This window comes from Priestia sp. YIM B13551, assembly GCF_042787905.1.
In the GTDB taxonomy this organism is placed as follows: Bacteria; Bacillota; Bacilli; order Bacillales; family Bacillaceae_H; genus Priestia.
On sequence record NZ_JBHZOX010000002.1, the window covers coordinates 590150 to 616973 of the forward strand.

Annotated in this window: 29 protein-coding genes, 6 tRNA genes, 1 rRNA gene and 2 other RNA genes; 10 read left to right on the forward strand and 28 right to left on the reverse strand. The window is 39.0% G+C overall.

The genetic code is table 11. From position 1 onward, the window contains the following. Positions 1 to 18 precede the first annotated feature (18 nt). Positions 19 to 519, reverse strand: a complete 501-nt coding sequence (locus tag ACFX4N_RS12385) for a sigma-70 family RNA polymerase sigma factor (protein ID WP_057273693.1) — start codon at positions 517 to 519, stop codon at positions 19 to 21. A 148-nt stretch (positions 520 to 667) separates the two neighbouring features. Here ACFX4N_RS12385 and ACFX4N_RS12390 point away from each other — a divergent pair, with 148 nt between their 5' ends. Both ACFX4N_RS12390 and ACFX4N_RS12395 read left to right on the forward strand, forming a co-directional pair. After that, positions 668 to 1681 carry a S66 family peptidase gene (locus tag ACFX4N_RS12390; RefSeq protein WP_057273694.1) on the forward strand — a complete coding sequence of 338 codons (1014 nt, stop codon included), beginning with the start codon at positions 668 to 670 and terminating at the stop codon, positions 1679 to 1681. A gap of 142 nt (positions 1682 to 1823) precedes the next feature. Further along, positions 1824 to 2006 carry a hypothetical protein gene (locus tag ACFX4N_RS12395; protein ID WP_082611759.1) on the forward strand — a complete coding sequence of 61 codons (183 nt, stop codon included), beginning with the start codon at positions 1824 to 1826 and terminating at the stop codon, positions 2004 to 2006. Here the strand turns inward: ACFX4N_RS12395 and ACFX4N_RS12400 are convergent. Then, positions 1981 to 2334, reverse strand: coding sequence for a DUF4181 domain-containing protein (locus ACFX4N_RS12400; RefSeq protein ID WP_057273695.1), 354 nt, complete (start codon positions 2332 to 2334; stop codon positions 1981 to 1983). The two genes, ACFX4N_RS12395 and ACFX4N_RS12400, sit on opposite strands and share 26 nt — an antisense overlap. A gap of 193 nt (positions 2335 to 2527) precedes the next feature. Between ACFX4N_RS12400 and ACFX4N_RS12405 the strand changes: the two genes are divergently transcribed. Next, on the forward strand, positions 2528 to 3178 hold the full coding sequence (locus ACFX4N_RS12405; RefSeq protein WP_013058258.1) for a DUF975 family protein: 651 nt from the start codon (positions 2528 to 2530) through the stop codon (positions 3176 to 3178). A 48-nt stretch (positions 3179 to 3226) separates the two neighbouring features. On the opposite strand, the gene ACFX4N_RS12410 is transcribed toward ACFX4N_RS12405, so the two are convergent. Next, positions 3227 to 4141, reverse strand: a complete 915-nt coding sequence (locus ACFX4N_RS12410; RefSeq protein WP_192100187.1) for a DMT family transporter — start codon at positions 4139 to 4141, stop codon at positions 3227 to 3229. Between the two features lie 514 nt (positions 4142 to 4655). Between ACFX4N_RS12410 and ACFX4N_RS12415 the strand changes: the two genes are divergently transcribed. Beyond that, complete coding sequence (locus tag ACFX4N_RS12415) at positions 4656 to 5495, forward strand: C40 family peptidase (RefSeq protein ID WP_013058260.1); 840 nt, start codon at positions 4656 to 4658, stop codon at positions 5493 to 5495. A 57-nt stretch (positions 5496 to 5552) separates the two neighbouring features. Here ACFX4N_RS12415 and ACFX4N_RS12420 read toward each other — a convergent pair whose 3' ends face one another. Next, positions 5553 to 6218 (reverse strand): MOSC domain-containing protein, encoded by a 666-nt coding sequence (locus ACFX4N_RS12420; protein ID WP_192100185.1) that lies wholly within the window; start codon positions 6216 to 6218, stop codon positions 5553 to 5555. A 434-nt stretch (positions 6219 to 6652) separates the two neighbouring features. On the opposite strand from ACFX4N_RS12420, the gene ACFX4N_RS12425 reads away from it, so the two are divergent. Then, entirely contained in the window at positions 6653 to 7828 is a 1176-nt protein-coding gene (locus ACFX4N_RS12425; protein ID WP_013058262.1) for a NupC/NupG family nucleoside CNT transporter, read from the forward strand. 342 nt (positions 7829 to 8170) lie between these two features. Here ACFX4N_RS12425 and ACFX4N_RS12430 read toward each other — a convergent pair. From ACFX4N_RS12430 to ACFX4N_RS12485, 12 genes are all read right to left on the reverse strand, one after another. Beyond that, a tRNA-Ser gene (locus ACFX4N_RS12430) sits at positions 8171 to 8261 on the reverse strand. Between the two features lie 114 nt (positions 8262 to 8375). Beyond that, positions 8376 to 8452 (reverse strand) — tRNA-Arg (locus ACFX4N_RS12435). Positions 8453 to 8461: 9 nt separating this feature from the next. Then, a tRNA-Leu gene (locus ACFX4N_RS12440) sits at positions 8462 to 8546 on the reverse strand. 10 nt (positions 8547 to 8556) lie between these two features. Then, positions 8557 to 8633 (reverse strand) — tRNA-Met (locus tag ACFX4N_RS12445). Between the two features lie 18 nt (positions 8634 to 8651). After that, positions 8652 to 8744, reverse strand: a tRNA-Ser gene (locus tag ACFX4N_RS12450). Positions 8745 to 8759: 15 nt separating this feature from the next. Next, positions 8760 to 8836, reverse strand: a tRNA-Ile gene (locus ACFX4N_RS12455). A 341-nt stretch (positions 8837 to 9177) separates the two neighbouring features. Continuing rightward, a complete protein-coding gene (locus tag ACFX4N_RS12460) occupies positions 9178 to 10029 on the reverse strand; it encodes a tyrosine-type recombinase/integrase (RefSeq protein ID WP_057273698.1) in 852 nt (283 codons plus the stop codon). Between the two features lie 125 nt (positions 10030 to 10154). Continuing rightward, positions 10155 to 10270, reverse strand: a 5S ribosomal RNA gene (gene rrf, locus ACFX4N_RS12465). A 52-nt stretch (positions 10271 to 10322) separates the two neighbouring features. Beyond that, positions 10323 to 10587: signal recognition particle sRNA large type (ffs, locus tag ACFX4N_RS12470), an RNA gene on the reverse strand. Between the two features lie 13 nt (positions 10588 to 10600). Continuing rightward, positions 10601 to 10789: non-coding RNA, 6S RNA (ssrS, locus tag ACFX4N_RS12475), on the reverse strand. A gap of 344 nt (positions 10790 to 11133) precedes the next feature. Then, positions 11134 to 11313 (reverse strand): small acid-soluble spore protein H, encoded by a 180-nt coding sequence (locus ACFX4N_RS12480; RefSeq protein WP_192100183.1) that lies wholly within the window; start codon positions 11311 to 11313, stop codon positions 11134 to 11136. A 527-nt stretch (positions 11314 to 11840) separates the two neighbouring features. Beyond that, complete coding sequence (locus ACFX4N_RS12485) at positions 11841 to 12101, reverse strand: hypothetical protein (protein WP_057273699.1); 261 nt, start codon at positions 12099 to 12101, stop codon at positions 11841 to 11843. A gap of 356 nt (positions 12102 to 12457) precedes the next feature. Here ACFX4N_RS12485 and ACFX4N_RS12490 point away from each other — a divergent pair, with 356 nt between their 5' ends. Continuing rightward, on the forward strand, positions 12458 to 12613 hold the full coding sequence (locus ACFX4N_RS12490; protein WP_192100182.1) for a hypothetical protein: 156 nt from the start codon (positions 12458 to 12460) through the stop codon (positions 12611 to 12613). A gap of 323 nt (positions 12614 to 12936) precedes the next feature. On the opposite strand, the gene ACFX4N_RS12495 is transcribed toward ACFX4N_RS12490, so the two are convergent. Continuing rightward, entirely contained in the window at positions 12937 to 13551 is a 615-nt protein-coding gene (locus ACFX4N_RS12495; RefSeq protein WP_057273700.1) for a TetR/AcrR family transcriptional regulator, read from the reverse strand. Positions 13552 to 13740: 189 nt separating this feature from the next. Here ACFX4N_RS12495 and kynU point away from each other — a divergent pair, with 189 nt between their 5' ends. The 4 genes from kynU (at position 13741) to kynB (ending at position 18140) form a co-directional block, all read left to right on the forward strand. Further along, positions 13741 to 15027, forward strand: a complete 1287-nt coding sequence (gene kynU, locus ACFX4N_RS12500; protein WP_029323369.1) for a kynureninase — start codon at positions 13741 to 13743, stop codon at positions 15025 to 15027. 117 nt (positions 15028 to 15144) lie between these two features. After that, positions 15145 to 16587, forward strand: a complete 1443-nt coding sequence (locus ACFX4N_RS12505; RefSeq protein WP_055992711.1) for an amino acid permease — start codon at positions 15145 to 15147, stop codon at positions 16585 to 16587. A gap of 39 nt (positions 16588 to 16626) precedes the next feature. Beyond that, positions 16627 to 17481 carry a tryptophan 2,3-dioxygenase gene (gene kynA, locus ACFX4N_RS12510; RefSeq protein ID WP_013058270.1) on the forward strand — a complete coding sequence of 285 codons (855 nt, stop codon included), beginning with the start codon at positions 16627 to 16629 and terminating at the stop codon, positions 17479 to 17481. A 32-nt stretch (positions 17482 to 17513) separates the two neighbouring features. After that, on the forward strand, positions 17514 to 18140 hold the full coding sequence (gene kynB / locus ACFX4N_RS12515; RefSeq protein ID WP_057273703.1) for an arylformamidase: 627 nt from the start codon (positions 17514 to 17516) through the stop codon (positions 18138 to 18140). 107 nt (positions 18141 to 18247) lie between these two features. On the opposite strand, the gene ACFX4N_RS12520 is transcribed toward kynB, so the two are convergent. From ACFX4N_RS12520 to ACFX4N_RS12570, 11 genes are all read right to left on the reverse strand, one after another. Then, on the reverse strand, positions 18248 to 18451 hold the full coding sequence (locus tag ACFX4N_RS12520; RefSeq protein ID WP_013058272.1) for a 4-oxalocrotonate tautomerase: 204 nt from the start codon (positions 18449 to 18451) through the stop codon (positions 18248 to 18250). A 78-nt stretch (positions 18452 to 18529) separates the two neighbouring features. After that, the gene (locus tag ACFX4N_RS12525) at positions 18530 to 19318 is read right to left on the reverse strand and encodes a 2-keto-4-pentenoate hydratase (RefSeq protein WP_013058273.1); all 789 of its coding nucleotides are present in this window, start codon (positions 19316 to 19318) and stop codon (positions 18530 to 18532) included. 2 nt (positions 19319 to 19320) lie between these two features. Next, entirely contained in the window at positions 19321 to 20346 is a 1026-nt protein-coding gene (dmpG, locus tag ACFX4N_RS12530; protein ID WP_078082057.1) for a 4-hydroxy-2-oxovalerate aldolase, read from the reverse strand. Then, positions 20336 to 21253, reverse strand: a complete 918-nt coding sequence (locus ACFX4N_RS12535) for an acetaldehyde dehydrogenase (acetylating) (protein WP_377261504.1) — start codon at positions 21251 to 21253, stop codon at positions 20336 to 20338. Before ACFX4N_RS12535 ends, dmpG begins: the two co-directional genes overlap by 11 nt. 23 nt (positions 21254 to 21276) lie before the next feature. After that, positions 21277 to 22056 carry a 2-keto-4-pentenoate hydratase gene (locus tag ACFX4N_RS12540; protein ID WP_013058276.1) on the reverse strand — a complete coding sequence of 260 codons (780 nt, stop codon included), beginning with the start codon at positions 22054 to 22056 and terminating at the stop codon, positions 21277 to 21279. A 24-nt stretch (positions 22057 to 22080) separates the two neighbouring features. After that, the gene (locus ACFX4N_RS12545) at positions 22081 to 23550 is read right to left on the reverse strand and encodes an aldehyde dehydrogenase (RefSeq protein ID WP_274589093.1); all 1470 of its coding nucleotides are present in this window, start codon (positions 23548 to 23550) and stop codon (positions 22081 to 22083) included. Next, positions 23547 to 24020 carry a RidA family protein gene (locus tag ACFX4N_RS12550; protein WP_013058278.1) on the reverse strand — a complete coding sequence of 158 codons (474 nt, stop codon included), beginning with the start codon at positions 24018 to 24020 and terminating at the stop codon, positions 23547 to 23549. The genes ACFX4N_RS12545 and ACFX4N_RS12550 overlap by 4 nt, the downstream gene beginning before the upstream one ends. Further along, on the reverse strand, positions 23992 to 25035 hold the full coding sequence (locus ACFX4N_RS12555; RefSeq protein WP_053487582.1) for an amidohydrolase family protein: 1044 nt from the start codon (positions 25033 to 25035) through the stop codon (positions 23992 to 23994). Before ACFX4N_RS12555 ends, ACFX4N_RS12550 begins: the two co-directional genes overlap by 29 nt. Beyond that, on the reverse strand, positions 25020 to 25568 hold the full coding sequence (locus tag ACFX4N_RS12560; RefSeq protein ID WP_013058280.1) for a 3-hydroxyanthranilate 3,4-dioxygenase: 549 nt from the start codon (positions 25566 to 25568) through the stop codon (positions 25020 to 25022). The genes ACFX4N_RS12555 and ACFX4N_RS12560 overlap by 16 nt, the downstream gene beginning before the upstream one ends. Positions 25569 to 25657: 89 nt before the next feature. After that, positions 25658 to 26215 (reverse strand): NADPH-dependent FMN reductase, encoded by a 558-nt coding sequence (locus ACFX4N_RS12565; RefSeq protein WP_029323383.1) that lies wholly within the window; start codon positions 26213 to 26215, stop codon positions 25658 to 25660. A gap of 55 nt (positions 26216 to 26270) precedes the next feature. Further along, positions 26271 to 26816, reverse strand: a complete 546-nt coding sequence (locus ACFX4N_RS12570; protein WP_013058282.1) for an FAD synthetase family protein — start codon at positions 26814 to 26816, stop codon at positions 26271 to 26273. Positions 26817 to 26824: the final 8 nt, after the last annotated feature.

Sequence of the window (26824 nt, forward strand, 5' to 3'; positions counted from 1 at the left end):
TTTGTCCCTCCTTATTTCTCATTTAAAAATCGCTTTTAATTTTTTTCGTCCGCGCGACAGCCGGTTATATAAATTGCTGATGGTGGTCTGCTGTTTTTCAGCAATTTGCTTCAGCTCGACTTCCTGTAAGTAATACGCTTTAAACAGCTCGCGGTCTCCTTCATTTAAGTGACCTAAAAGTTCTTCCACGTCGTCTGTTTGAATGTTATGAACTTCTGATGTTTCACCCACTCCCGCTTCGCTAAGCGATTCGTGCTGCGTTTTTATGTATTTGCGCTGATAGTCAATGGCTTTGTACTTAGCAATAGCCGCAACCCAGTTTTTAAACGTATTTTTCTCCGAATCAAAGCGGTGAATATGATGCCAAACCGCTAACAATACGTCGTTTACGCATTCTTCTTCATAGCTTTTTAACGTGCCTAAATGCTTGCGAACAATAGAGGTAATTAATCCTCCGTATTGATCAATTAACAGCTCTTTTTTCCGCGTTATACACGCAACAATCCAGTCATCTTCCATGACATTGCTCCTTTCCGCTTGCTTTTACATCTATTAATACGGATTCTTTTTACAAAACCTATCAATCTTCCTAAATTAAATGAAAAATAAGCTTGTTCAGTATTTCCCTCACTGGTAAAATAAGCTAAAACCTTTGAAGGAGGCCCCTATGATTACCTATCCTTTTCTTACATCTAACCCAACCATCGGCATAACCGCACCTTCTTCTGGTGTACCTCAAGCTCTTCATTCCATGTTTTCTTTATCGTGTGAACGCATGAAAGAAAAAGGCTTTTCTGTTATACCGGGAGAAACCGTGTGGACGCAGCATAAAGCAAAATCCGCTTCTCCTAAAAAACGTGCAAATGAACTTCAAGCCATGATTGCTAATGAAAACATTGATATCATTATTCCTCCTTGGGGAGGCGAGCTGCTGATTGAAATTCTTGAACATCTCGACTTTACAAAATGGACAGCAAAATGGGTGCTTGGCTATTCTGACACCAGCGTTCTTTTGCTGACTATTACACTTAATACTGGGATTGCAACGGCTCATGGAACCAACTTTGTGGACTTGCGAGGAGAATACTGGGACCCAACAACTGCGATGTGGCAGCAGGTGCTGACGACCAAAAAAGGAGAAAGCGTGGTTCAAGTTTCTTCTGATCGCTATCAAAAAGAATGGCAGCATGACAACCCGTCACCATGCGTGTTTCATTTAACGGAACAAACCGCTTGGAAGCATACAGAGTTAAGCGACGTGCACATCGAAGGGCGACTGCTCGGAGGATGTATTGACGTAATCAGACACTTAGCGGGCACTCCTTTTGGAGACGTAAAAGCTTTTCGAGAAAAACACATTCCTGCTGAGCCGGTCATTTGGTACTTTGACAACTGTGAACTCACGACCGCTGACCTTCGCCGTTCACTTCTTCAGCTTAAGCTAGCGGGCTGGTTTGACAACTGCTCGGGTATTTTATTTGGCAGAAGCAGCGCTAATAAACCCGTTGATTCCTATACCGCTGAAGATGTGTATCGCGACCTTGCCTCTGACTTACATATTCCAGTTATCTATGACATCGACTGCGGCCACCTCCCTCCTCAGCTCACGCTTATTAACGGCGCGTATGCGAGTGTTAACTTAGAGAAGAACAAAGGCACAGTCGTTCAATACTTTACGTAAAAAAAGAAGCTTGTATAAAAGTAGTTTGATTGAAGGAAGATCCGAACGAACTTGATTCTTGATGGAGAATCCAATTCGTTCGGATTTTTTCATGGGTATGGTGAACGTAGGCTTGTTTCATATATATAGGTGCTTCTAGTGATTGATTGGAGAGCACGACGAAGACTCCTGCGGGAAAAGCGGAACAGGTGAGACCCCGCAGGAGCACACGCGACGAGGAGGCTCACCGGCCGCCCGCGGAAAGCGAAGTCTTGCACGGAAATCAACAGCGGTTCATTTCGTTATGTCTCAATCTTGTTTTACATATCTGTCATCAGTAATATAAACGTCCCAAATAAGAAAAAAGTTGCACCAAACCACGAGTGGTAGTGCTCTTTTTGCTTTCTTTCAAACTTCCATTCTTCGAAACCTCGAAGCACGTACAGGAGAAACAAGAAAAGAAACATAAAAACGGAGGTGTAGGCTGGAGGTATAACAAAGATCAGCACTAAAAACGAAGCAAGCATCACCATTTCAATTGTAATAAACAGCGGACGCCTTCCTTTAAAGCTTCTCCAATAACTTTTTGTCATCTTTGTATGCAGCTTTTTTCGCAGGCAAAAATCTAGAAAGACATAGACGACTGCCAGAATCAGCAAATACACAAGCGTCATTTTCATTCCTCCTTCCCACCGAAAATATCCTTATACTTCCATTTTAAAGGAATTTCCACAAATTTCAAGCGTCTAAAAAATCTTTACACAACTTATTAGTGCAAGCATTCATATATTCAAAAATCGCTAATATATTGACTAATGTACAGGTTAAATTCTCTGTATAAACTCACCTAGAGGGGGACATCAAGTTATGAGAATAAAAGAAGTGAAGCAAGGTGCACTCGCAGCGCTGAAAAACCGCTGGGGATTTGCCGTACTGCTTACGTTCGTTACGTATCTAATTGCTGCCGGTATTCCAGGACTTATTGACTTTTTAATCAACGGATTTCCAAGCGGGTCTGAAACCGAATACTCTCAGTCTACCTTAGCTAATATTGTATCCCTGCTGCTCGTACCGCTCTTTTTCTCTTACTACTGGGTACTATTGCGTCTGGTGCGAGGAGAAAGTGTACGTGTAGGAAACGTGTTTGATTCGTTTTCATCTGCCGGATTATATTTTAGAACCCTCGGACTTTACTTGTTAACGATTATTTATACCGTGCTATGGAGCATTTTATTAATCATTCCTGGCATCATCAAAAGCCTTGCCTATTCACAGGCTTACTACGTATTCCGCGATAACCCAGATTATTCAGTCAATCAGTCTATTACTGAAAGCAGACGGTTAATGAACGGCTACAAGTGGACCTACTTTTTACTTGTTTTAAGCTTTATCGGCTGGGGAATTTTAAGTATCATCACGCTTGGCATTGGGTTATTATGGCTTGTTCCGTATGTAACGACTTCGCTTGGCGTATTTTATGAAAAGCTAAAAGCAAATGAAACTGAAGTTGCTGAATAAACGAAAAACCGTATTCGAGTTGCGAATACGGTTTTTTTATGAATAGCTTCACGCTGTCTGGTCTCCTCCATCAGAGGGCTTTAACTTTTGATTCTTCGCTTTTTTATTCACTAAATAAATGCTGATAATAATAAGCACCAGCCCTACAAGAAGTGACGACGTAAACGGTTCGTCTAAAAAGAGCGTGCCAATGACAATTGAAATAATCGGAACAAGAAAATTAAAGGACGCCACTTTGCTGGCCTCTCCTTTACTAATTAAATAAAAATAAATGAGCCACGCAACGGCAACAGAAAACAGTGCTAAAAATAAAAGCAGCAGCATAGATGATGAATTCCACATCATATGAGACCATCCTTCCACTTTGCTGCCAGCTGCTGTCATAACTACTCCGCCGACAAGACTTTGAACAGTAATAAGCCAAATGCCATCTACACTGTCGCTAATACGCTTGATATAAACGGTTCCAATCGCCCAGCTCAGTGCCGTAAGGACAGCTAAAAGAATTCCAATGGCTGAAGCATTAGCAGATAATTCTCCCATGCTGATGGTAGCTACACCTACAAAACCAAGAAGCAAGCCCCCTATCTTCACAGCGTTCATGCTTTCTCCAATCCACAGCCATGCAATAATGCCGATGAGCACCGGCTGTAAGTAGACAATAACGCTGAAGACCCCTGCTGGCATAAACATAAGTCCAATCGTTTGCAGACCGTAGAATAAGATTGAATTAAATAGACCTGACACCATATATTTACGCCAGTTCTGCTTCCAGTGAAGCTGTTTATATCTTGGCAGTGCGACTGCTAATAAGATGATTCCCGCACTTAATGACCGCAGTCCAGATAACAAAATAGGCGATGAATAGCCAAGCGCCAGCTTCGACATCGGCCACGTTAATCCCCAAATCAGTACAAGAGCAGCTAAAAGAATTCCATTAATAAAAGATGATGACTGTTTCATACAACAACCACTCCTACATATATGAATGTAAATGATTCACGCGTTCATTCCTCCTTGTATACTACGCTTCTTTTTTACTCACTTCAATTGCACGCTTTTAATGTACTTCATGCATAGCAGTTATAATAACTGAGTTTCTTTTATGACAGCGTATCTTTCTTCTCTATGTGCTCATTTAGGAAAAAATAAAGTGCATCGCTAGTGACGATATCATTTTTACCTATAGCTTTTATACATCCTAAAAGCCTTGAAGCCATTCAGCTGCTGGGTTTCTGCTCCCCTTTTTCATTTAGCTTACATATTTTCTAATAAATCTATGAATCTCCTAAACATTTCTACCTAGATAAATTATCAGAATTATTACAGAGAAGGTGACAATTCTACTTATATCGCCCTTTAATATTAAAACTATGTTACAAAATGTCGTAATTTGGAATTAGATGTTTACTTTTCCTGTAAGGATTGATAGACTCACAGTTGTGAATAAAACAAGTTATGGAAAGGGAGAAAGAACATGCTAAAGAAAGCAAATCGTACAGTTATGAATATGGGGTTAGCAGCATTACTTGTTCCCGCTGCCCTAACATTTAGCACAACTTCAGCAAGTGCAAATGACGGAGGCGCTGCACCAGCACCCGTACAAGAAAAGGTAACGCCAAGCGTACCTCAACAACAAGCAACTACTACTACTAATCAAAAAGTCATCGTAAACGTGAGTGCGTTAAATATTCGTCAAGGAGCTAGCTTTTCATCTCCAGTTGTTGGAACTGCAACACAAGGTCAAGAGTTTGCTATTTTAAAAGAAGCAAACGGCTTAGTTGAAATTGCACCAAATAAATGGATTTCAAAAAGCTCAAGCTATGTAACAATTGCATCAGGTAAACCAAGCGCAAGCCAAGTAAAAGGTGTAAGCACATCAACTCCTTCTACTTCTACAGCATCTACATCTGCAGCACAAGAAACAAGCACACCAGCACCTGCTCCAACAACAAGCACGGCTTCTGGAAGCACAGTAAATGTTGCACGTAGTTTAGTAGGATCACCTTACCAATGGGCAGGAAACACACCAAGCGGATTTGACTGCTCAGGCTTTATCGCATACGTGTTCAACCATAGCGGTCACAGCATTTCACGTACAAGCGTAGCAAACTACTGGAACATGGCGACAAAAATTTCGTCTCCACAACCAGGCGATCTAGTATTCTTCCAAAACACATACACAAGCGGCCCATCTCACATGGGAATCTACATCGGAAACGGCCAAATGATTCATGCTGGTTCACACGGTGTAGCTGTAGCTGACCTAGATGTTTCTTATTATCAAGATCATTTCTTAGGATACGGACGCTTCTAAGAAAAAAATGCCCTCTAATCGTTAGATACGTTCTAACGATTAGAGGGCATTTACTTTTTATCGCTGCGCGACGGAAAGCGCCTTTTCAATACGCGTTTGAAATTTATGCTTCCAGTCTTCAGCTAGCTCAGCCACTTCTAAAGCCCGCTTCATCCCTTCTACATCTTTTGAACGATGGAAATATAAATCAAGCGTAAACCAAACGGATACTTGGTTTGGATGAGCTTCAATCAATTTCACTTCTGCACCTTGCGTAATCGTACCTTCTTTCAGCACGCGGCAAAGGTAGCCGGTGTAGCTTGTCTCAATCATTCGTTTTAAAATCCCTTTAACGCCCGTTCGCTTTATAATTGTGTCGCATGGATTTCGCCCTTGCGTCACTTGAATAACGGCGTCTCCTACTTGATAAATGTCTCCAATGCATACTTCTTTTTCAAGCATGCCTCCAACAACAAGATTTTCTCCAAACGCAGACATTGGCAGTTCCGTATCAAACTCTTCGTTCCATTTTTTGTAGTGCTCATACGGATACACGCACACCGCACGATCCGGACCGCCGTGATACTTTAAGTTCGCTACGCCGTCGCCTTGAAACCCTTCTTTTGCTAAAAACGTTTTGTCTACTTGCTCCTTGCATATGCCTGTGCGCATTTCTTTGTCAGGACTGTATGCCATTTGTTCAGGCATGCCGGTTGCTAAATGAATTATTTTACGTTGATTCATTCGTGCCTCTCCCTTCCCCGTTTTCCCTTACTAATTACGTCATATTTTACCACATTTTAAAGATGGCGCTCTTATTTTTTGTGTATTCCACTAAAATCTTGGCAATATCATGAAAGTTTAAAAAATATTTCACAATTATATTAAAAATATCTTCATTTCCTCTTTTTCTTTTGTTCGAAATGATTTAAGATAGTAGAGGTTGTCGAAATATAAGTTATTATGTCAGTTCTGCATGTTTTTTTACATATTAGCACATAGTAAATATTATTTTACCATTACGTCATTTTTTACAATGGCCTAAAAAATTTTGCCCATTTTTACTAAAACTAGCGTGAAAGTCCTGATTTTTATATAAAATAGAGGCCGATTTACATAGTCATTTCTATGCACGTCCCTCTTTTATAAATATAGAGTACATGTAAGGAGAAAAGTAAATGTCAATTTTAATGGGAATTATCGGAATTGTAATTGTCTTAGCAGTTGCGTTCCTCATGTCAAACGACAAGAAACTTATCAACTACAAAGGCATCGCAGTTATGCTGGTTATTCAGCTCGCTATCTCTGCTTTTATGATGAATACATCGATTGGTCGCAAGGTGCTTGACTTTATTACGAGTGTATTTACAAAGATCTTATCATTTGGTAACGACGGAATTTCGTTCGTGTTTGGAGATCTTGCAGGAAAAGGCATTTTCTTTATCCAAACGTTAGTTATGATTGTATTCGTTTCAGCATTATTAAGTATTTTAAACTACTCTCGTATTTTACCCTTTGGGATCAAATATATCGGAGGACTTGTTTCAAAAATTACCGGACTTCCCCAAATTGAAAGCTTCACAGCTGTGAATGCGATGATTTTTGGTGATACAACGGCGCTAATTGCGGTGAAAAACCACATCGGAGGTTTAACACCAAACCGTTTATTTATCGTCACAACAACATCTTTAGTATCCGTTTCTTGTTCGATTCTAGGCGCATACATGCAGATGATTCCGGCTGAATACGTATTAATTGCCCTTCCGCTAAACGTATTCTCTGGCTTAATCGTTTCTTCTATCGTTGCACCTGTAAAAGTAGAAGATGAAAACGAAGTCGATATTAAAGCGCCTGCTAAGCAAGGCACGCTGTTTGAAGCAATCGGTGACGGAGCACTAGACGGCGGACGCGTTGCGTTAATCGTAGCAGCGATGCTTGTAACGTACGTTGGTCTTTTAGCATTAGTGAACTACGTATTAAACGGCGTAATCGGATTAACTGTTCAAGACATTTTAGGCTATATCTTCTATCCAATTGCCTTTATCATGGGTATTCCGGCAGATGAACTAATGAGAGCCGGCGGCGTAATGGGAACAAAAGTAGTAGCAAACGAATTCGTTGCCATGCTTGACTTCCAAAAAATGATGCCTCACCTTTCTGAAAAAACGGTCGGGATCGTATCAGCTTACTTAATCTCATTTGCAAACTTCAGCTCAATTGGTATCGTTCTTGGTACCATCCAAGCAATCAACGGCGAACAAGCTTCACGCGTTGCCAAGTTCGGCTTAAAGATGCTGTTAGTCGCTACAATGGGATCGATTTTAACAGGTATTATGGTTGGATTATTTATTTAATGGAAAAGCACTCACTTGTGGTGAGTGCTTTTTTTGTTTGGTTGTTCTTTTTGGGTTATAGCTCGAGCGTTTCTACAATGTTGAAATTTATTAAATATCTCTGTTGACATACTCCGAGTTATCGGCACTATTATCAAATGCTTTTTATCTTCATTCTAATAACATTTAAATTAGTTTTACATAATGGATTAAAGCAATATCTCTTATCCAATAAAAAGACAGCTTGCTTTATCAGCAAACTGCCTTTTTTGTAATGACCCGTCCGGGATTCGAACCCGTGTTACCTTTTTAAAAGGATAATTTCTTGACCACTTGGCCAACGGACCAGATAAAATTATAAAATGGCAGAGAAGAAGGGATTCGAACCCTCGCACCGCGTTAACGATCTACTCCCTTAGCAGGGGAGCCCCTTGAGCCACTTGGGTACTTCTCTGTATGGATCTCCCATTGAAATACTGTGGAATAATAGTAGGCCTAAGTGGACTTGAACCACCGACCTCACGCTTATCAGACTTGGGCTCTACCAAAATGAGCTACTTCCCGTTTATGGCGCGCCCGAGAGGAGTCGAACCCCTAACCTTTTGATCCGTAGTCAAACGCTCTATCCAATTGAGCTACGGGCGCTTCCTAAAATGGTGCGGATGAAGGGACTTGAACCCCCACGTCATAAGACACTAGATCCTAAGTCTAGCGCGTCTGCCAATTCCGCCACATCCGCATGTGAAAAATGGTTGCGGGGACAGGATTTGAACCTGCGACCTTCGGGTTATGAGCCCGACGAGCTACCGAACTGCTCCACCCCGCGATAATAACAAAAATATAATGGAAGAGGAAGAGGGATTCGAACCCCCGCGGGCTTTGACACCCCTGTCGGTTTTCAAGACCGATCCCTTCAGCCAGACTTGGGTATTCCTCCATATTTCAGGTTCAATGGTGGACCTTGTAGGACTCGAACCTACGACCGGACGGTTATGAGCCGTCTGCTCTAACCAGCTGAGCTAAAGGTCCTTTCTAAGCTCTCTATTAGAATGTGGAGCCGGCAATCGGATTTGAACCGGTGATAAAGGTATTGCAGACCTTGACTATGCCACCAATAAGTATGGAAATTATTTATAGTCAGTCACATTTATCCGTATGCTACCCCTTCATATGAAACATGGACTAGTAATTTAATAATTAATATCTGTTTCGCTACCAACAAAAATTATTTTATCTTATAATTTCGTAGAAGTCAACATCTATGTAAGTTTTGTTTTAATACTTAATTTTGCAATTATTAAGTAGGAACATACACCTAAATAAAAAAAGCTCTGTAACAAGAATCATGATTCTTGTTACAGAGCTTTTTTTTATAAAAAGGTTTGCGTAATCGCATTTTCTAAATCGCTTGTAGAAGATTTTAGATATCGTTTTGTAACATTCACATCAGAATGGCCTGCTAATTCGGCAACTGTTGCAATATCTATCCCTTTCTTAACTAACTCATGACAGAAAGTATGGCGTAATTTATGAGGATTTACATTATATTTTTTTAACATGTACTGAACCGTACGTGGAGACATTCTTCTATCAAAATTAGAGACAAATAAAGCTTCATGATTAGAATCAAGTGAATCAATATATTTCTTTAAACTATTCCTTGCTTCTGTAGAAAGAGGAACAAATCGCTTTTTACATCCTTTAGCATTACGGATAATTAAAAAACCGTCAGATTTGTTAATCTCTACGTCTTTATGATTCAAAGCACAAATTTCTGATACTCGAACCCCTGTATGTAATAAAGTATATACAATAGCAATATCACGAAGGTTTCCCTGTTGCTTTACTTCAGATAAAAGACGGTCAAGCTCACTTGCTTCTAATGACTGTGGTACAACCTCGTTGTTTTTCTCTTTTCGTTTACGTTCAATATTTTGAACAATTTCTGGTTTTTCAAGAAAGCGTGCAAAAACGCTAATTGTGACAAAAGCTTTTTCTATAGTCGACGCACTTTTATTATTAGATTCAAGGTTAATCATATAAGTTTGGACATTATTTTTTGTTACTTGATCTAAATGTCTACCTTCACTTAGAAGCCATTCATGAAATTGGTTTAGCACTGCTCGATAGGTTTTAATCGTATTATCAGATTTGCCTGATTCTATTAACCATTGGCTAAAGTCATCAATCAACGGAATAACTTCTAGGCTATTTTTTTTCACTCTAAATCCTCCTACATGTACTAATAAATTACATAAAACATAACATTTAATTTCGTAGAAATCAATTTAAACGAAATTAATATACAAAAAAACAGCCCATCATTGATATGATGAGCTGTTTTTTTGCCTGACAACGTCCTACTCTCACAAGGACAAAGTCCCCACTACCATTGGCGCTAGAGAACTTAACTTCCGTGTTCGATATGGGAACGGGTGTGACCTCTCTGCTATCGCCACCAGACCTATTAAAGATAGTTTTCTTAACACTAAATAAAAATTGCTAAGTAAAAACACCGTGCACCCGTCATTGACATGATCAAATAAGCGTTACTTGTACAGTTAGCTCGACCGGGTTGTGCTGCAACACACAGAAGAATCTACTTATGGCTGCTTCCTTCCGGACCTGACCATGTTCATAGGTTTCTGTTGTGCAGGACCTAGTTGTCAACACCACTTGTCCAAGTCAGACCTTACCTGACTCATACCTCTGTTAGGAATTAACCCCTGCTAAGGCGGATTGCAGGTTACAGGGCACCGCCATCTCCCCGTCTAGCACGGTATGTATAGTTAAGGGATTCCCACCTATGTCGTCCTCCCAATCTGTTTTGTGAACCCGCGATCTCGCAGGTGGGTTTCCGCATATTAACGTTCCAGCGATCCTGTGTCAAAGACAGGCATGGCATCAGTCAACAAATGTAGGAATCCCAAATAAACAGTACGGTTCAAAACAAATAGGGCATAACGTGCATCGTAGGATAAGTATTTAATGTGTTTATTGATGATATAGATTATCCTACAATAAAATTTCGCAGAAGTCAACATAAACGAAAAAATGACTTCTAACCCTCAATGTTTTCTTATTTGCTTGATTTACTGTTGTTGGGAAGGGATTTCTTTGAAAGATGGAAGTTATAAGGAGTCGTGTTTCATTATATTGAGTCCTCCATTTAAAAGTGAAGTTCATTACGGTTAGATTTTTATACATCCTTGATCTAACACTACTTTTCTAATGTGGTTATTTTTTCTTCTTATCCTCTCTCCATAAAAATGAGAGAAAAATAAAAAAAAGCCTAAATAAAACGGCTTTTTTATTCTAAGAGTAAATTATTGTTCTGTTAGTTCAGATATAGAAACACTTTGCTTATTATTTGGTTCATCCAGGTTATGAATTGTAGCTACCCCATTTTGTTGGTCTACATGCTCAATGTAAATGCTTTTCCCGTTATATATTACATTGGCCATGTCCACTGAATCGGCAATTTTTTGTGCTCTTTGTGCATCCATCTTTATCTAGCCTCCTTTTTATTTATGACAGTGAAAGTATTTGTTTTTAATTAATTTTTATGCATTTAATTCCTCTATATAAAATCAATTTTAATTTTTCAAATGAGACATAAAGCAGTAAAAAAACTATCTCCTTTATTATTTGAGATAGCTTTTTATTTTATTATTCAGTTTAATCTTCCTCTGGAATCTTAATTAAAATGGCTATAGCTATTGTTGCCAAAAATATAACTCCTAAAGTTAGCAATAGACTCGTACTCATATGCCTCATCTACCCTTCTCTCTTCATCCCTATGATTCCATTTTAGCAGAGGAAATTAGGTAATAAAACTGGAAATGATAGCGTTTTACTAAAAATTTTATACATGTTAAAATAATGTAGTTGTTTTAACTCAACCAATGTATTCAATTTTATGCTTGAGTAGAGCAAGCTACCTCTTTCCTATTTTGGGGTAGCCCTTTTTTTATCGTGATAAAATAAAATTTTTGTTTTGGATATATTCCTTCCTACCTTCGGTTTACATTCGTTATTTACGAATCTGTTCAATCTCTTCTTCTGTAAGCTCAGTTAATTCAGATATTGTTTGATTATCCATACCTTTTTGTAGCATTCTTAACGCTACTCTCTTAATAGCTCTTTTTTTCCCTTGTTTTTCAGCTTTTTTTAATGTCAATTTTTCATCTACTTGGAATTCCTGGTTTACTTCATAAGTCATTAACATTTCTGGGTCTTCAGTTACACGTGCCCATTCATTCATCGCATTTTTCAAAGTTTGATCTTTCTCCATTACAACTTCCTCCAAAAATGAGTAAAATCTTCATTTCCTGACATATTAAACAACAGTAATTGTTTTACTAATTATGCGTCCTTTTTACGATACTATTCTCACTTATTCCAAAATCAAATTAATCCCATAAAGCTTGTCCGTCCACCCTAAAACTAAAAAAGAGTAATTACTGCATTAGGTAAGACGTAGGTAGTAATGTAAGATGTGCTCGGTTGTTTATATGCCGGGGGTAGCTTGGTGATAAATAGGGCTTTGATTCAGAAGCAACTAACAAATTATTTATTTAATTTATATGTTTTTTCTTATAGTTGCACATATTAAAAACAATACTAGATGAAAGCGAGATGAAATAAGTAATGTCAAAACAAGGGATACAGAAAAAGAACCAGACAAGAGAGCAAGTAGAGAAGCAAGATAAAAGAAATGATGTTGAATTAGGCAATGAATTTCAAACTGGCAACACAAGTTCCCAGAGCCAGAAAAAAAGTGGAAGCCAAGTAAATAAAAAATAAATTTAACCTTTCGAGGATAATAAGAAACCTCAGTTCAAATGTATGACTTGAACTGAGGTTTCTTTTATAGAGTGAAGAAGACTTATGTGCAAAAGAGGCACCAAGCTAAAGAGAATTTGAATTCTATTATGGAAACAGAATTCAAATAAAAAGAAAGTATCTCACATTAGATAATCGTTAAGTAATGAGGAAATATTTTTTTGGAACCCTCTGTCCAAAATCAAGTCAAATTCATTCATCGACTATTTGGATTAGCTTTATAGAGTTGAATATTAACGGGATATTATATACTATTTCAAACAAGTGCAATTTACGCACCGAAATTATAAATAGAGTCCTTTAATATAAATAGATGCGATATTCTTAGCAATTTGTTCTACAGGGTGCTTATATTCATTACGAACAATTTCCCAAAGGTACATTTCATTAGTGAAAAACCACCCTCTTGCTACTAACTCGTTATGTACATCTTTACGTGCTAATCCATTGCGCTGCGCATAGGCAATGTCTTCTGAAATTCGTTGAATAAACTTTTCCCGAATGTTCTTCCATTTCTCTGAAACGAGAGGAGAAATACCAATAGCCTGCTCAAACACTTGCAGCATTTTTTGTTCATCCTCAGCCATTTTTAAAAACTCGTTCGTTTGTTTATGAATCATTTCTTCTGCTTCATTTACAGATGCGGGTAAAAATGCAGCCTCGGCAATTTCATAAAATTTCTCCATAACATTCTCCATTAATACAACTAAAAAGTCTTCTTTTCCTTCAAAATGAACGTATGCAGTACCATACCCAACCCTTGCCTTTTTTATTATTTGAGTGATAGTTGCTTTGTGAAAACCTTCTTGTATAAATACTTCTCTTGCAGCTTCTAATAATTTTTGTCGAGTCTTTATTGAACGTAAATGCCGTTTATCTTCAATATTATTTTCATTCATTAAGGCTCCTTCCTCCCTATCCGTTTTACTCTCTAGGATATAGAAGTTTTCACAAAACGAAAAGTAATAAAGAGAATTTATTACAAAAATTATTTTTTTAATTTTCAAAATTATATTATTGACACTGTGTCATATTCTTTGTTACGATTCTTCTAGGATACATATTAAGTAATGCAGAGGAGGAAAATTATGCAATTAAATACCTTTAAACCCACATTAGAGTATGCCAAACAGTTGGATCAAGAAGACTCCCTTTCAAGTTTTCGTAACGAATTTTATTTAAAGCCTGATTCCATATATATGGATGGAAACTCATTGGGGCTCCTTTCTAAAAGAGCTGAACGCAGACTTATAGAAGTATTAAATGATTGGAAAGAACAAGGAATTGATGGATGGACTCAGGGGAAACATCCATGGTTCTCCTTGTCCGAAAAATTAGGTGAAATGAGTGCGCCGTTAGTTGGGGCTTCTAGCGAAGAAGTCATTGTAACTGGTTCGACAACAGTTAACCTTCATCAGCTTGTAGCTACTTTCTACAACCCAAAAGGAACGCGCACAAAGATTTTAGCTGATGAATTGACCTTCCCATCTGATATTTATGCGCTTCAAAGTCAGCTGCGAACCCACGGATACAGTCCAGACACTCACCTTATACGTGTAAAAAGCCGCGATGGCCGTTTTTTAGAAGAAGATGACATTATTGAGGCTATGACCGATGAGATTGCTTTAATTATCCTACCAACTGTACTCTATCGCAGCGGCCAAATATTAGATATGGAACGATTGACGGCTGAAGCACACAAACGTGGAATTTTGATTGGATTTGATGGCTGCCACTCTATTGGTGCAATTCCTCACTCATTTAGTAAATGGGATGTGGACTTTGCATATTGGTGTAATTATAAGCACTTAAACGGTGGACCTGGCTGTGTAGGCGGTTTATATGTAAATAAAAAACATTTTGGAACAGCACCTGGTTTAGCAGGCTGGTTTAGTTCAAAAAAAGAAAAGCAGTTTGATATGGAGCACACATTAACACCTGCTGATTCAGCCGGTGCTTATCAAATTGGAACACCCCACGTTTTAAGTCTTGCTCCTTTAATTGGATCGCTAGAAATTTTCACTGAGGCTGGTATAGATAATATTCGAGCTAAATCTCTTAAAATCAATCATTATTTAATGTATTTATTAGAAAAAGAACTGAGTGACTTCAATTTTACCCTCGGAAGCCCTAGAGAAGATAAAAAGCGCGGAGGGCACGTAAGTCTTGAACATAAGGAAGCAGCGCGCATTTGTAAAGCATTAAAAGAGAATGGTATCATTCCAGATTTTCGCGCTCCGAATATTATTCGTCTTGCTCCTGTTGCTCTTTATACTTCTTATACAGAAGTCTGGGAAGTAGTACAAACTTTGAAGAAAATTATGAACGATAAAGAATATGAAAAATTTAAAAACGAACGTGAAGTAGTGGCGTAAAAGCTAAACTACTTGTTTTTTTAACGAAAAAAGTAAGCGCTTTCTAATTCTTGAGGAAGCTATTTTACGTAGATATGCAGCCAAACCATTATTTTGAAACTATGAGGGAGATGAAATATGAAAAACCACAATACTCAATTGCCAAACAAAGATGACGCAGAAAAGGGATTAAAACGAAATCTAAAAACAAGTCAATTGACAATGATTTCGATGGGCTGTGCAATTGGAACTGGACTATTCTTAGGCAGTGGACTTGCGATTCAAACAGCTGGACCTAGTGTATTGGTTAGTTATGCCTTAGGAGCTTTTGTTGTATTACTCTTAATGGGGTGTTTGGCAGAAATGACAGTGGCCCACCCTACCTCTGGATCGTTTGGAACAATTTCTGAAAAATATGTACATCCCCTGGCAGGGTTTTTGGTTCGCTATTCATATTGGATAGCCAACGTTCTCGCCGTTGGAGTAGAAGTAAGTGCAATAGCCGTGTATATGAAGTACTGGTTTCCAAGCGTTCCGGGTATTGTCTGGATTTTAGTGTTTGCTGCTATACTAATCTATGTAAACGCAACTAGTGTTAATACGTTTGCTACTTTTGAGTATTGGTTTTCTATGATAAAAATTAGTGCAATTGTGGGCTTTATTCTTTTAGGGTCCTATGTTCTATTTGGAACAGATGCACGCCCTAATATGGGTACAGATAATTTTGTAAATGATGGTGGATTCCTTCCTTTCGGGTGGTGGGGAATGTGGGTAGCTGTCTTTATTTCCCTCTTTAGTTTCTTAGGAACCGAAATGATTGCAGTTACAGCTGGAGAAGCAAAAGAGCCTGATGTAGCCGTTCCGAAGGCTTTAAAAGCAACTGTGTTTCGTTTAACTACTTTTTACGTTTTGACTATAGGCATCATGTTAATGATTGTTCCATGGAAATCAGCTCAAGTTGATAAAAGTCCATTTGTGAAAGTAATGGAAATTCTGAATATCCCGGCTGCCTCTGGAATTATGAATTTCATTATTTTAACGGCTGCTTTATCAGCTATGAACAGTCAGTTATATGCTTCTACACGTATGATGTTCTCTCTCTCTCAAAGTAAACATGCACCAGCTTTTTTAGGGAGACTAAGTAAAAAAGGTGTACCGCTATGGGCCCTTGCTGTATCAACCCTGGGCATTTTTCTTGCGGCAGCAGTTAATGGACTGCTCCCAAGCTCTTCATATGCCTTTATGATGGGTATTTCAATGTTCGGAGCTATGTTCACATGGCTTATGATATTTGTTTCTCACCTCTACTTCCGAAAAAAATGGGAGAAATCTGGTGGAAGAAAATTACCGGTAAGAATGCTTGGCTTCCCCTATTTTACGATTTTAGGAGCCATCTTATTACTCGGTTTAATGATTACCACTTGGTTTACAGATTTTAAAATTATGCTTCAGTTTGGAATTCCTTGGTTAGCATTCTTATCCATTGCTTATTTTATCTCTAAGAAAAGAAAAGTTAACCATCATTTTGCAGAAGATATGGCTAATAGCAGCTTGAAAGAGGAATTAGAGGAATTACGTTAACGTTCAAGTTATTTTACATAAAAACAAGGGGGATACAAAATGAAAACGACAAATAACAAGGCACCAAATGCAGTTGAACTAGAGAAAGAACTTCAAACGGACTTTCAGAAAGCTATGTCATATGGAGATTACCTGCACCTTGATAAAATATTATCTAGTCAGCATAGACTTTCTAATCACCATGATGAAATGCTGTTTATTGTCATCCATCAAGCTAGTGAACTATGGATGAAACTAATTCTACATGAGGTAACAGCTGCTATTCAGTGCATCCGTGCTAATAACCTGGAACCTTCATTTAAAATGTTATCACGCGTTTCAAGAATTCAGCAGCAGCTAATTCAATCTTGGAGTGTTCTCTCTACCTTAACACCGGCAGAGTACATGGAATTTAGAGATAAATTAGGTCAATCTTCTGGCTTTCAATCTTATCAAAATCGCCTGATAGAATTTGCTTTAGGAAATAAAAATGTCCATACACTATCTGTTTACCAGCATGACGCGGATTTATATCAAAAAATGCAAACGGCTCTTCATGAGCCTAGTATCTATGATGCTGCTATTCATGCTCTTATGAAACGCGGATTGCCGGTAGATCAAGAAGTTTTACAAAGAGATTGTTCACAGCCTTACGAACCGAATGCCAGCGTAGAGGATGCATGGCTTACCGTATACCGTAACGTTGATCAGTATTGGGACTTATACGAATTAGCAGAAAAATTAGTTGATATCGGAAATCAACAGCAAATGTGGCGATTTAGTCATATGAGTACAGTAGAAAGAATTATTGGAAACAAACAAGGTACAGGAGGATCTTCTGGAGTGAATTACTTAAAGAGAGCTCTGGATCAGCACTTCTTCCCAGAACTATGGAGTCTGCGAACTAAGCTATAAATATTCTATAAAAAGATAGAGAGGTAGTAAGAATGAGCAAATGGATTGATATTTCACAGCCTCTAGACGAAAAAACAGCAGGATGGCCTGGTGATACTCCCTTTTCTTATGAAGTGAATTGGAGTAAAGAAGAGACCGGTTCTGTAAATGTTGGAAAAATAACAATGAGTATCCATACCGGCACTCATATCGATGCACCTTTTCATTTCGATGATAACGGAAAAAAGGTTATAGATTTGGACTTAGATTTATATATTGGACGTACAAAAGTTGTCCATATCCCAGCTAATAAAAGCATTGGAATAAATGAATTGTCAGATGTTACTTTAAAAGGTATTACACGCTTATTGATTCGAACAGACGCGTGGCAAGACCGAAGTGTTTTCCCGAAAACCATTCCTTACATTGAACCAAGCTTAGCTCCTTACCTTGCTAAGCTTGGCATTCGCCTGCTAGGCATTGATCTGCCTTCAGTAGATCCACTCGATAGTAAAGAACTAGCGGCTCACCATGAACTTGCATACCATAAAATTCATATTTTAGAAGGTGTTTTACTAGATAAAATCCCTTCAGGAGACTATGAACTAATCGCAGCTCCTCTTCCTTTAGTTGAAGCTGATGGAAGTCCTGTCCGCGCGCTGTTGAAAAAAATCAACTAACTTAAAGCGACTATTAAAAGAACGATTCTTTTTCCTTAGATAGTTTCCGATGTATACAAAAAAGAGCGGTATATAAATATACCGCTCTTTTATTATAGCTAATCAACTTATTTCTTCTTATTCATATCTATTTCTTTCCTTGATACTCCTGCAATTCCCCAGTGCGAAGATGGAACCTCGTTGACAATGATCCTTACTCTCTCCTTTTCAACGTGAAGGCTGTTAGAAATTGCTTCGGTTACTTCTACTAACATGTTTTTAATGTCTTTTTCTTCTCTTCCTTCCAAAAGGTGAACTTGTACAATCGGCATACTATCGACTTCCCTTAAAGTTTTCTATACAACAAAGGGCCTTTATGTTCAGATGAAATAATTATTAAAAAATTCTAGTTAGCTGCAGCTGAATGATACGCTGCCTAAATCAGCGAACTGTGCATGGATACTATCACCTGATCTAAAAGAAATTGCTTCAGATACCGCTCCAGTTAATACAATATCCCCTTTTTTCAATCCCTCTTTATGTTCACCTAGTTTATTAACCGCCCAGGCGACAGCTTTAGCAGGGTGTCCTAGCACGGCAGCACCCGCGCCTACCGTAGCAACCTCTCCGTTTTTAGACATCACCATTCCGATATTAGCTAGATTCACTTGGTCAGGCTTTATCCAATTGCTCCCTACAATAAAACGTGAAGACGAACAGTTATCAGCTACTACATCAGGAAGAGTAAATTTAAAATCCAAGTAACGGCTGTCGATAATTTCAAGAGCTGGTGCAACATATTTTACTGCTTTTAAAACATCTTCTTCAGTTAAGTTGGTTCCACAGAGGTCTTCCCCCATTAAAAAAGCAATTTCAGGCTCAGCTTTTGGGTGAATCAGCTGATTAAATACTATAGGTTCCCATTCAAGTCCCAACATGTCGCTTGTTAAGTATCCATAAATCGCTTCATGTACCCCCATCATTTCCTGCTTAGCCTTACTTGTTAAACCAAGCTTTACACCTACTCGTTTTACACCGTCTTGTACTTTTCGTTCAATCAATTGTTTTTGCAAGCTGTAAGCGTCATCAATTGTCAAATCAGGGTAGCGTTCCGTCACTTTTGTTACTTCATACCCTTCTCTTTCTGCAGATAAAAGATAGTCAACGATTTCTAAATTTGCGCTTTTCGTTAAAGGCATTATCACATTTCCACCTTTCTTTGAGCTAACTCAGCAGCCACGTCTAGAATCATATCTTCTTGACCGCCGACTGCTTTTCTTTTACCAAGTTCAAGTAAAATATCACGTGAATCCAAATTAAAACGCTTTGCAGCACGCTCTGCATGAAGTAAGAAACTAGAATACACGCCTGCATAACCCATTGCGAGGCTGCCTTTTCGAATCTCTTGAGAGCCTGGCAGGATAGGTCCTACTACTTCTTCAGCCAGATCCATTATTTTATACAAATCAATACCTACATCTATTCCTAAACGGTTTAACACGGCTATCAATGCTTCAGTTTGAGTGTTACCTGCTCCGGCTCCTAAACAACGAACACTTCCGTCTATTCTCGTGGCGCCTTCTTCAATAGCAGCAAGCGTATTTGCAACAGCTAACGAAAGGTTGTTATGAGCGTGAAAACCTACTTCAACTTGAAGAGAGTTACGCAGTGCTCTAACACGTTCACGAACTTCATGAGGCAAAAGAGCTCCTGCTGAATCAGTTATGTAAACTCCTTGTGCCCCATAGCTTTCCATTAGCTTTGCTTGCTCCACAAGCTTTTCTACGGGTGCTGAATGGGCCATCATCAGAAAACCGAAAGTTTCCATCCCTAGTTTCCGAGCATATTCAATGTGCTGTGCAGAAACATCTGCTTCCGTCACATGTGTAGCTACTCGGACTAAGCCTGCCCCAAGGCTATTTGCTTGCTTCAGCTCATGTACCGTTCCAATTCCCGGAATTAAAAGAACAGCAACGGTGGCTTGTTTCGCTTCTTCTACCGCAGCCTCAATTAATTTCATTTCGTCAACGAGAGACTTTCCGTATTGCAGAGTCGAGCCTCCTAACCCGTCTCCATGACTAACCTCGATATAGTGCATCCCTGCATCGTCCAGCGCTTTCGTGACACTTTTTACTTGTGCTTCTGTAAACTGATGCTTGACTACGTGACTTCCATCTCGGAGGCTGACCTCTGTAATCTTAATAGGCTTATCACTATTACGTTTCATTCGTCATAGCCCTCTCTTTCTTTATTCGTCCATATAAGCTCTCTTCGAGTTTATAGCGCGCATAATCTTCCGCAACCTTCGCTGCAGCAGCCGTCATAATATCTAAGTTACCGGCATAAGAAGGAAAATAATCTCCGGCTCCAGTTACTTCTAAAAAGACTGTTACTTGATCACTATCAAATAATGGTTCTTGCTTTAAATTATAGCCTGGTACATATTCTTGTACTTTTTTGACCATATCCTTGATAGCCTTTTGAATAGCTTCCTTATTCATATTTTTCACTTTACAATAAATTGTATCGCGCATTAAGATAGGTGGATCAGCCGGATTTAAGAGAATAATAGCTTTTCCGCAGTCTGCACCGCCTACTTTTTCAATAGCTTTTCTGGTGGTAACAGTAAACTCATCAATATTTGCTCGTGTTCCTGGTCCAGCGCTTAGGCTAGAAATAGTAGCCACAATTTCTCCATATGTTACATCTGCAACTTGGTTGATTGCATAAATGATAGGAATCGTTGCTTGACCGCCGCATGTAATCATGTTTACATTTTCTGATTCAAGATTTTCTCCAAGATTAACAGGAGGACACACAAAAGGTCCTTTAGCAGCAGGAGTTAAGTCGATAACCATTTTTCCTAAGTCTTTTAAAATCTTTGCATGTCTAACGTGAGCCTTAGCCGATGTAGCATCAAACACAATTTCCGCCAGATCTGGATTTTCAGCAAGGGCTTTTATTCCATTGCTGTATGTTTGATATCCTGCTTCTCTCGCTCTTTTTAGACCATCTGAATCCGGATCAATTCCAAGAACAGCTGTTAACTCGATAAATTCGCTGCGCTGAAGCTTATACATCAAATCGGTCCCAATATTTCCTGAGCCAATAATTGCGGCTTTTACTTTTTCCACTACTCTTCACCTTCTTTCCGGTATTATTCAAAACGTACGGATACTGAACCAAGAGAACCGAATTCTGCTTTTACTACATCCCCGCTCGCAACTGGTACTGCTGAAGATAGAGCCCCTGGTAAGATTAATTCGCCGGCTTTTAAACAAATATCGAAATCAGATAGCTTATTTGCCAGCCATGCAACCGCATGTGCCGGATGTCCAAGGGCAGCTGCTCCAGCTCCTGTTGCGACGAGCTCTTTGTTTTTATAGAGAAGCATACTAGTCGTACGTAAATCGGCTTGTTCAATTGTGGAATATTTATTCCCTACCACTACTTTGGCAGAAGAGCCATTGTCTGCAACCGTATCCACTAATTTGATTTTCCAATCGGCAATACGGCTATCGATTACTTCGATGGTCGGCACGACGTATTTCGTTGCCATTAAGACATCTAAATAGGTAACGTTTGGCCCTTTTAAATCTTCTTCTAGAATAAATCCAATTTCCGCTTCAATTTTTGGAGCCACCATTGAATGAATGTTGATTATTTCATTATCCGTTACTTTCATATCATCAAATAAGTGTCCATAATCAGGCTCACTAACTCCTAACATATCTTGCATTGCTTTACTGGTTAGACCAACTTTTTTACCAATAATTTTTTTTCCTTCTTCCAGCTTTCTTTTTACAATCTCTAATTGAATATGGTAAGAATCAGCTACTGATAAAGCAGCATGTCGTTCTGTAATAGGAGAAATTGGCTGATTCGTCTTTTCTGCTTCTAAAAGTTCTTCTGCAAGCTCACTAATAAGTGTACGCATCCGTTAATCACCTCTTTTATAGAGTTAAAGTTTCATCGTAATTGTTTTGGCTTCGGTATAAAATTCAAAGCTGTGCCGGCCGCCTTCACGACCAATTCCACTTGCTTTTGCTCCACCAAATGGCGTTCTTAAATCACGAATATACCAGCAGTTGATCCAAAGTAATCCAGCAGTAACTCCAGAAGCAACGCGTTGTGCTCTTCGTAAATCATTTGTCCAGACAACCCCTGCTAATCCATAAATAGAATCATTGGCAATTTGAATTGCTTCCTCTTCTGTTTTAAACGGAATGACAACAAGTACAGGACCAAAAATTTCTTCTTGAGCTACACGCATTTTGTTATCTACGTCGTAAAGAACAGTCGGCTCATAAAAATTTCCTGTTTCTAAACCTTCTACTCTTTTTCCTCCGCATGCCAGCTTAGCTCCTTCCGCCAAACCAATTCGAACATATTCATCGACCGTTTCTAAGTGACTTTGTGATACAAGTGCTCCCATGTTTGTCTCTTCACTCAGAGGATCGCCTACTTTAATATTTTTTACCTCCGCTGTGAACTTTTCAAGAAACTGCTTATAAATGCTTTCTTGTACAAGTAAACGAGAACCTGCTAAACATATCTCTCCTTGATTTCGATAGATTGCTTCGATAGATCCTTTTACTGCTTCATCTAAATCCGCATCTTCAAATACAATATTGGCTGATTTGCCTCCAAGCTCCAGCGAAACAGGAATCAGGTTTTCTGCTGCATTTCGCATGACCGTTTTTCCTGTATTACTTTCCCCTACAAATGAAATACGCCGAACGGACGGGTGAGTAGACATAGTAGTTCCTACCGTATTCCCCGGACCCGTAATAATATTCAACACACCAGGAGGCAATCCAGCCTCGTTAGCGATTTCTCCAAGCATCACTGCACTTAACGGTGTATAAGAAGCAGGCTTAATAACCACTGTATTACCGGATGCCAAAGCAGCGGAAGCTTTCCATGTCATCTGCATAAACGGTAGATTCCAAGGGATAATGAGGCTTGTAACTCCCGCTGGTGAATACTTGGCATAGGACATTACATTATGCGTTTCGTAATGCTCATGCACCATATATTTAGCCATCTCAGCAAAAAAGCGGAAGTTTTGAGCTGCTCGTGGAATATCAAACTCTCGACTTTCTTTAATAGGTTTGCCTACATCTAGCGTTTCTAAATAAGCTAGTTCATCTACTTTCTCCATAATTAAGTCAGCCATTTTACAAAGGATGGCAGAGCGCTCTTCAACAGGCATCTTGCTCCAAATACCGCTTTCAAATGCACGTTGAGCTGCGTCGATAGCGCGCTTTGCATCTTCTGTGCCGCCATTAGCTACAGAAGCTAATTTCTCATTCGTTGCTGGATTAAAGGTATCAAAGGTTTGACCGGATAGGGCATCTACGTATTCTCCATTAATAAAAAGCTTTGCGTCTTTTACCGTCACTTTTTCAATAACTGCCTCTTTACTCATCGGATATCCTCCTCATCCTCAATCTCTAAAATCATTTCAATTTCTATAGCTGTGTTATTGGGGAGCTGGGCCATCCCTACAGCTGAACGGCCGTGTTTCCCTTTATCCCCAAATACTTTTACGAGTAAGTCTGAAGCGCCATCCATTACTTTAGGCTGGTCCGTAAAGTCCTCTGTACTATTTACAAAACCAAGAATTTTAACGACACGCTTCACTTTGCTTAACCCGTCTAACTCATAACTTACCGCACTCAATACATTCAGCATTGATTGCTGAGCGGCCTTATATCCCTCTTCAATTGTTAAATCCTTGCCTAACTTGCCGTGATATTGATCTACACCTTGGCCAGCAGTAAACAATAAATTACCTGTTCGTACACAGCTGACGTAGTTTCCTACTGAAGGACGAACCTTTGACAGCGTTAAGCCAAGTTCTTGTAATCTATTCTCTGGTGTTTGTACTGTTGGCATAAATGTCACTCCTTTTTTCTTGCCCAATGTTTAGAAACTTCGCGGCATTTCCACCTAGCATATCTAATCTTTGTTGTTCAGTTAAATCCAGCGTTTCATCCAGAACTTTTCCCGGAACAACTTCACGCAGTAAAAATGGATAATCCGATCCCATAAAGATTTTTTCATGTCCAAAACGTTCAATCATATACTTTATGTTCAGTGGATCGTAGTTTAACGAATCAAAATAAAATTGCTTTGCATAGTAACTAGGAGGATGTGTTGTCAGCCTGAGGTGCGGCCACACTTCCCACCCTTTATCTAATCTAGGAAGAATATAAGGGAAAGATCCTCCTCCATGTGCAAAACAGACTTTTAATGTAGGAAATTTCTCCATAATGCCGCTCCATAGAAGTGTTGCAGCCGCTAGTGCTGTTTCACTTGGCATTCCTACCGTATACATAAAGTTATGGTTTGGCATTCGATCACGGCCTAACGTTTCCCACGGGTGAATGAAAATGGGCACTTCCCACCTTTCAGCCATTTGAAAAAACTCAATGAAAGACGGATGGTCTAAATTTTGACCATTGACGTTTGTCCCAATTTCAATTCCATGCAGTTTTAATTCATTCATGCACCGTTCCATTTCTTTAACAGCCGTAGGTCCGTCTTGCATAGGAACCGTTCCTAACCCAACAAAGCGGTCAGGGTACTTAGCAACTGTTTCTGCAATAAAATCATTTTGGATTTTAGCCATTTCTAATGCATGTTCGGGCTGAGCCCAATAAGAGAACGTAACAGGGATAGGAGATAACACTTGAATATCTACTCCTTCTTTATCCATGTCAGCTATACGTTTTTCAGGGCTCCATACTTGGTCCGTTACGTCTCTGAAATTTTTCCCTCCAACCATAATTGATGCGCCGCATGTGCATGTGCGTTCTAGCACAGGCCAGCGCTCACCGCCATATTTTTGAGCAAAGTCAGGGAAACTTTCCGGAATGATATGTGTATGAAAATCTATTCGCATTTCCATTCACTCGCTTCCGGTGCCATAACATGATTACACTTTTTGCATGTGCGTAATTCTAAGCTGCTGTTGAACTCTTGAATGGCTTCTTTTACTTGAACTTCAATATTGGTTAGCTGAACTTTCACACGATGCATCTCCGCATCACATTCATCACAGAACCATACAAAGTCTTCTAACTCCCCTTCACTTCTGTTTCGCTCGATAACAATACCGATTGTGTCTGCTACACGATGTGGAGAATGCGGAACGTTTGGAGGAAGTAAATACACTTCTCCTTCTTTCACCGTTACAACTTCACGCTTGCCTTCTTCATTAATGATTTCAACATAGCAATCACCTTTTAATTGATAAAAAATCTCTTCGGAAGGATCTACGTGGAAGTCACGGCGTTTATTGGGTCCTCCCAAAACCATAAACATCAATTCTGAGTCTTTCCATACCACTTTATTGTTTACAGGTGGTTTTAACTGGTCTTTATGCTCTTCGATAAACTTCCAAAGATTTAATGGTTTAGATGATTGAATAGTATTTGTCATTGAGATAATCTCCTTTTAATAAATTTTAATTTTCAAAAAATAAAAGTTATTTTGATTACACTTGAAAATATTAAAATCTTAAAATGTGATTAATTAAGGATTTCCAGCTCGCTTACTTTTAGTTTTTTCTGCATGTAGACGACTTCATTTGCTAAATTCTTAATGCGACCTAACACTTCCGGATCGGCTACTTCATTCTTTTGATTAAAGTGAGTCGTATGAGCGTATACATAACTCGGTGCCACAAAAGCACGAAAGTAACCCGCAATAGGCTTTAACTGATTTTCAATGACTAGATAATGCTGATAAGTCCCGCCTGTGGCGATGAACCCCATTACTTTATTTCGAAAAACCTGGGGATGTATTAAATCAAATACATTCTTAAGAGCACCGGTGATTGACCCTTGGAAGATAGGTGAACCAATTATATAAAAATCAGCGCTAGAAATAATTTCAATGACTTTTTTAGTATCTTCTGAATAAGCAGAGGGATCGCGGCCATCACAAAATTGGATAGTGTAATCTCGTAAATCTAAAAATTCAATTTCGATGTCTGGATGCTGCAATTTAGCTTCTTCAAGCACTTGTTGAACAACAGCACCTGTTTTAGAACCTATAATCGTGCCTGATATGCCTAGTAATTTCATTTTCACTTTCCTCCTTCTAAAGAAGTCTCATACTTATCTTCAAACACTCATTTTTTTATACATATTCCTTTTGTAAAGACCAGCCTAATAAATCATTTGATTGGTCAATTGCACCTTGCTGGAGTAACTGACGAATTCTAGTAGAAGAGATTCTTGTTCCTTCTGAACAACAGACAGGCGGGATGATATCTACTAGGAAGTGCTTTGCCAGCAGCTTGATATCTCCTTCTCTATTTCGGCCGAAACGAAAATCGTTGCCTACTATGATCTCCGATGGATTAAGCTTTTTTAAGTTGCTGATAAAATCAATTGATGGGCGCTTAGCGTATAACTCATCAAAATGGATAATAACTGCGTAGTCTACTCCTAACTCAGCTATCAGATGTACCTTTTGGTCAATAGGCGTTAACACTTGATCACTTTGAAAATGAAAGCGAGGAGGAGGATCAAATGTATAAACAACGCTAGGTACCTTTAACGCTTTGCTTCGATTTACAGCTCGCTTAATTACTGCTTGATGTCCTTGATGCACGCCATCAAATGCACCTATAGCTATTACTGATGCTGGTAAAGTTAGTATTCCGTCCTCATACCTTTGCATCTTTACAC

What these genes read in the sequence shown, in the direction of transcription:
- ACFX4N_RS12505 (WP_055992711.1), top strand. Translation starts at nt 15,145, where the DNA reads ATGAAAAACCACAATACTCAATTGCCAAACAAAGATGACGCAGAAAAG.
- ACFX4N_RS12480 (WP_192100183.1), bottom strand. Translation starts at nt 11,313, where the DNA reads ATGGATGCACAAAGAGCACAAAAAATTGCCGATTCAGTGGACATGGCC.
- ACFX4N_RS12520 (WP_013058272.1), bottom strand. Translation starts at nt 18,451, where the DNA reads ATGCCGATTGTACAAGTTCACCTTTTGGAAGGAAGAGAAGAAAAAGAC.
- ACFX4N_RS12390 (WP_057273694.1), top strand. Translation starts at nt 668, where the DNA reads ATGATTACCTATCCTTTTCTTACATCTAACCCAACCATCGGCATAACC.
- ACFX4N_RS12420 (WP_192100185.1), bottom strand. Translation starts at nt 6,218, where the DNA reads ATGAATCAACGTAAAATAATTCATTTAGCAACCGGCATGCCTGAACAA.
- dmpG (WP_078082057.1), bottom strand. Translation starts at nt 20,346, where the DNA reads ATGAAACGTAATAGTGATAAGCCTATTAAGATTACAGAGGTCAGCCTC.
- ACFX4N_RS12555 (WP_053487582.1), bottom strand. Translation starts at nt 25,035, where the DNA reads ATGGAAATGCGAATAGATTTTCATACACATATCATTCCGGAAAGTTTC.
- ACFX4N_RS12560 (WP_013058280.1), bottom strand. Translation starts at nt 25,568, where the DNA reads ATGACAAATACTATTCAATCATCTAAACCATTAAATCTTTGGAAGTTT.
- ACFX4N_RS12495 (WP_057273700.1), bottom strand. Translation starts at nt 13,551, where the DNA reads ATGAATGAAAATAATATTGAAGATAAACGGCATTTACGTTCAATAAAG.
- ACFX4N_RS12490 (WP_192100182.1), top strand. Translation starts at nt 12,458, where the DNA reads ATGTCAAAACAAGGGATACAGAAAAAGAACCAGACAAGAGAGCAAGTA.
- ACFX4N_RS12540 (WP_013058276.1), bottom strand. Translation starts at nt 22,056, where the DNA reads ATGCGTACACTTATTAGTGAGCTTGCAGAAGAACTTTTAGAAGCAGAA.
- kynB (WP_057273703.1), top strand. Translation starts at nt 17,514, where the DNA reads ATGAGCAAATGGATTGATATTTCACAGCCTCTAGACGAAAAAACAGCA.
- ACFX4N_RS12425 (WP_013058262.1), top strand. Translation starts at nt 6,653, where the DNA reads ATGTCAATTTTAATGGGAATTATCGGAATTGTAATTGTCTTAGCAGTT.
- kynA (WP_013058270.1), top strand. Translation starts at nt 16,627, where the DNA reads ATGAAAACGACAAATAACAAGGCACCAAATGCAGTTGAACTAGAGAAA.
- ACFX4N_RS12385 (WP_057273693.1), bottom strand. Translation starts at nt 519, where the DNA reads ATGGAAGATGACTGGATTGTTGCGTGTATAACGCGGAAAAAAGAGCTG.
- ACFX4N_RS12545 (WP_274589093.1), bottom strand. Translation starts at nt 23,550, where the DNA reads ATGAGTAAAGAGGCAGTTATTGAAAAAGTGACGGTAAAAGACGCAAAG.
- kynU (WP_029323369.1), top strand. Translation starts at nt 13,741, where the DNA reads ATGCAATTAAATACCTTTAAACCCACATTAGAGTATGCCAAACAGTTG.
- ACFX4N_RS12550 (WP_013058278.1), bottom strand. Translation starts at nt 24,020, where the DNA reads ATGCCAACAGTACAAACACCAGAGAATAGATTACAAGAACTTGGCTTA.
- ACFX4N_RS12410 (WP_192100187.1), bottom strand. Translation starts at nt 4,141, where the DNA reads ATGAAACAGTCATCATCTTTTATTAATGGAATTCTTTTAGCTGCTCTT.
- ACFX4N_RS12485 (WP_057273699.1), bottom strand. Translation starts at nt 12,101, where the DNA reads ATGGAGAAAGATCAAACTTTGAAAAATGCGATGAATGAATGGGCACGT.
- ACFX4N_RS12565 (WP_029323383.1), bottom strand. Translation starts at nt 26,215, where the DNA reads ATGAAATTACTAGGCATATCAGGCACGATTATAGGTTCTAAAACAGGT.
- ACFX4N_RS12570 (WP_013058282.1), bottom strand. Translation starts at nt 26,816, where the DNA reads ATGCAAAGGTATGAGGACGGAATACTAACTTTACCAGCATCAGTAATA.
- ACFX4N_RS12415 (WP_013058260.1), top strand. Translation starts at nt 4,656, where the DNA reads ATGCTAAAGAAAGCAAATCGTACAGTTATGAATATGGGGTTAGCAGCA.
- ACFX4N_RS12525 (WP_013058273.1), bottom strand. Translation starts at nt 19,318, where the DNA reads ATGCCTTTAACGAAAAGCGCAAATTTAGAAATCGTTGACTATCTTTTA.
- ACFX4N_RS12405 (WP_013058258.1), top strand. Translation starts at nt 2,528, where the DNA reads ATGAGAATAAAAGAAGTGAAGCAAGGTGCACTCGCAGCGCTGAAAAAC.
- ACFX4N_RS12400 (WP_057273695.1), bottom strand. Translation starts at nt 2,334, where the DNA reads ATGACGCTTGTGTATTTGCTGATTCTGGCAGTCGTCTATGTCTTTCTA.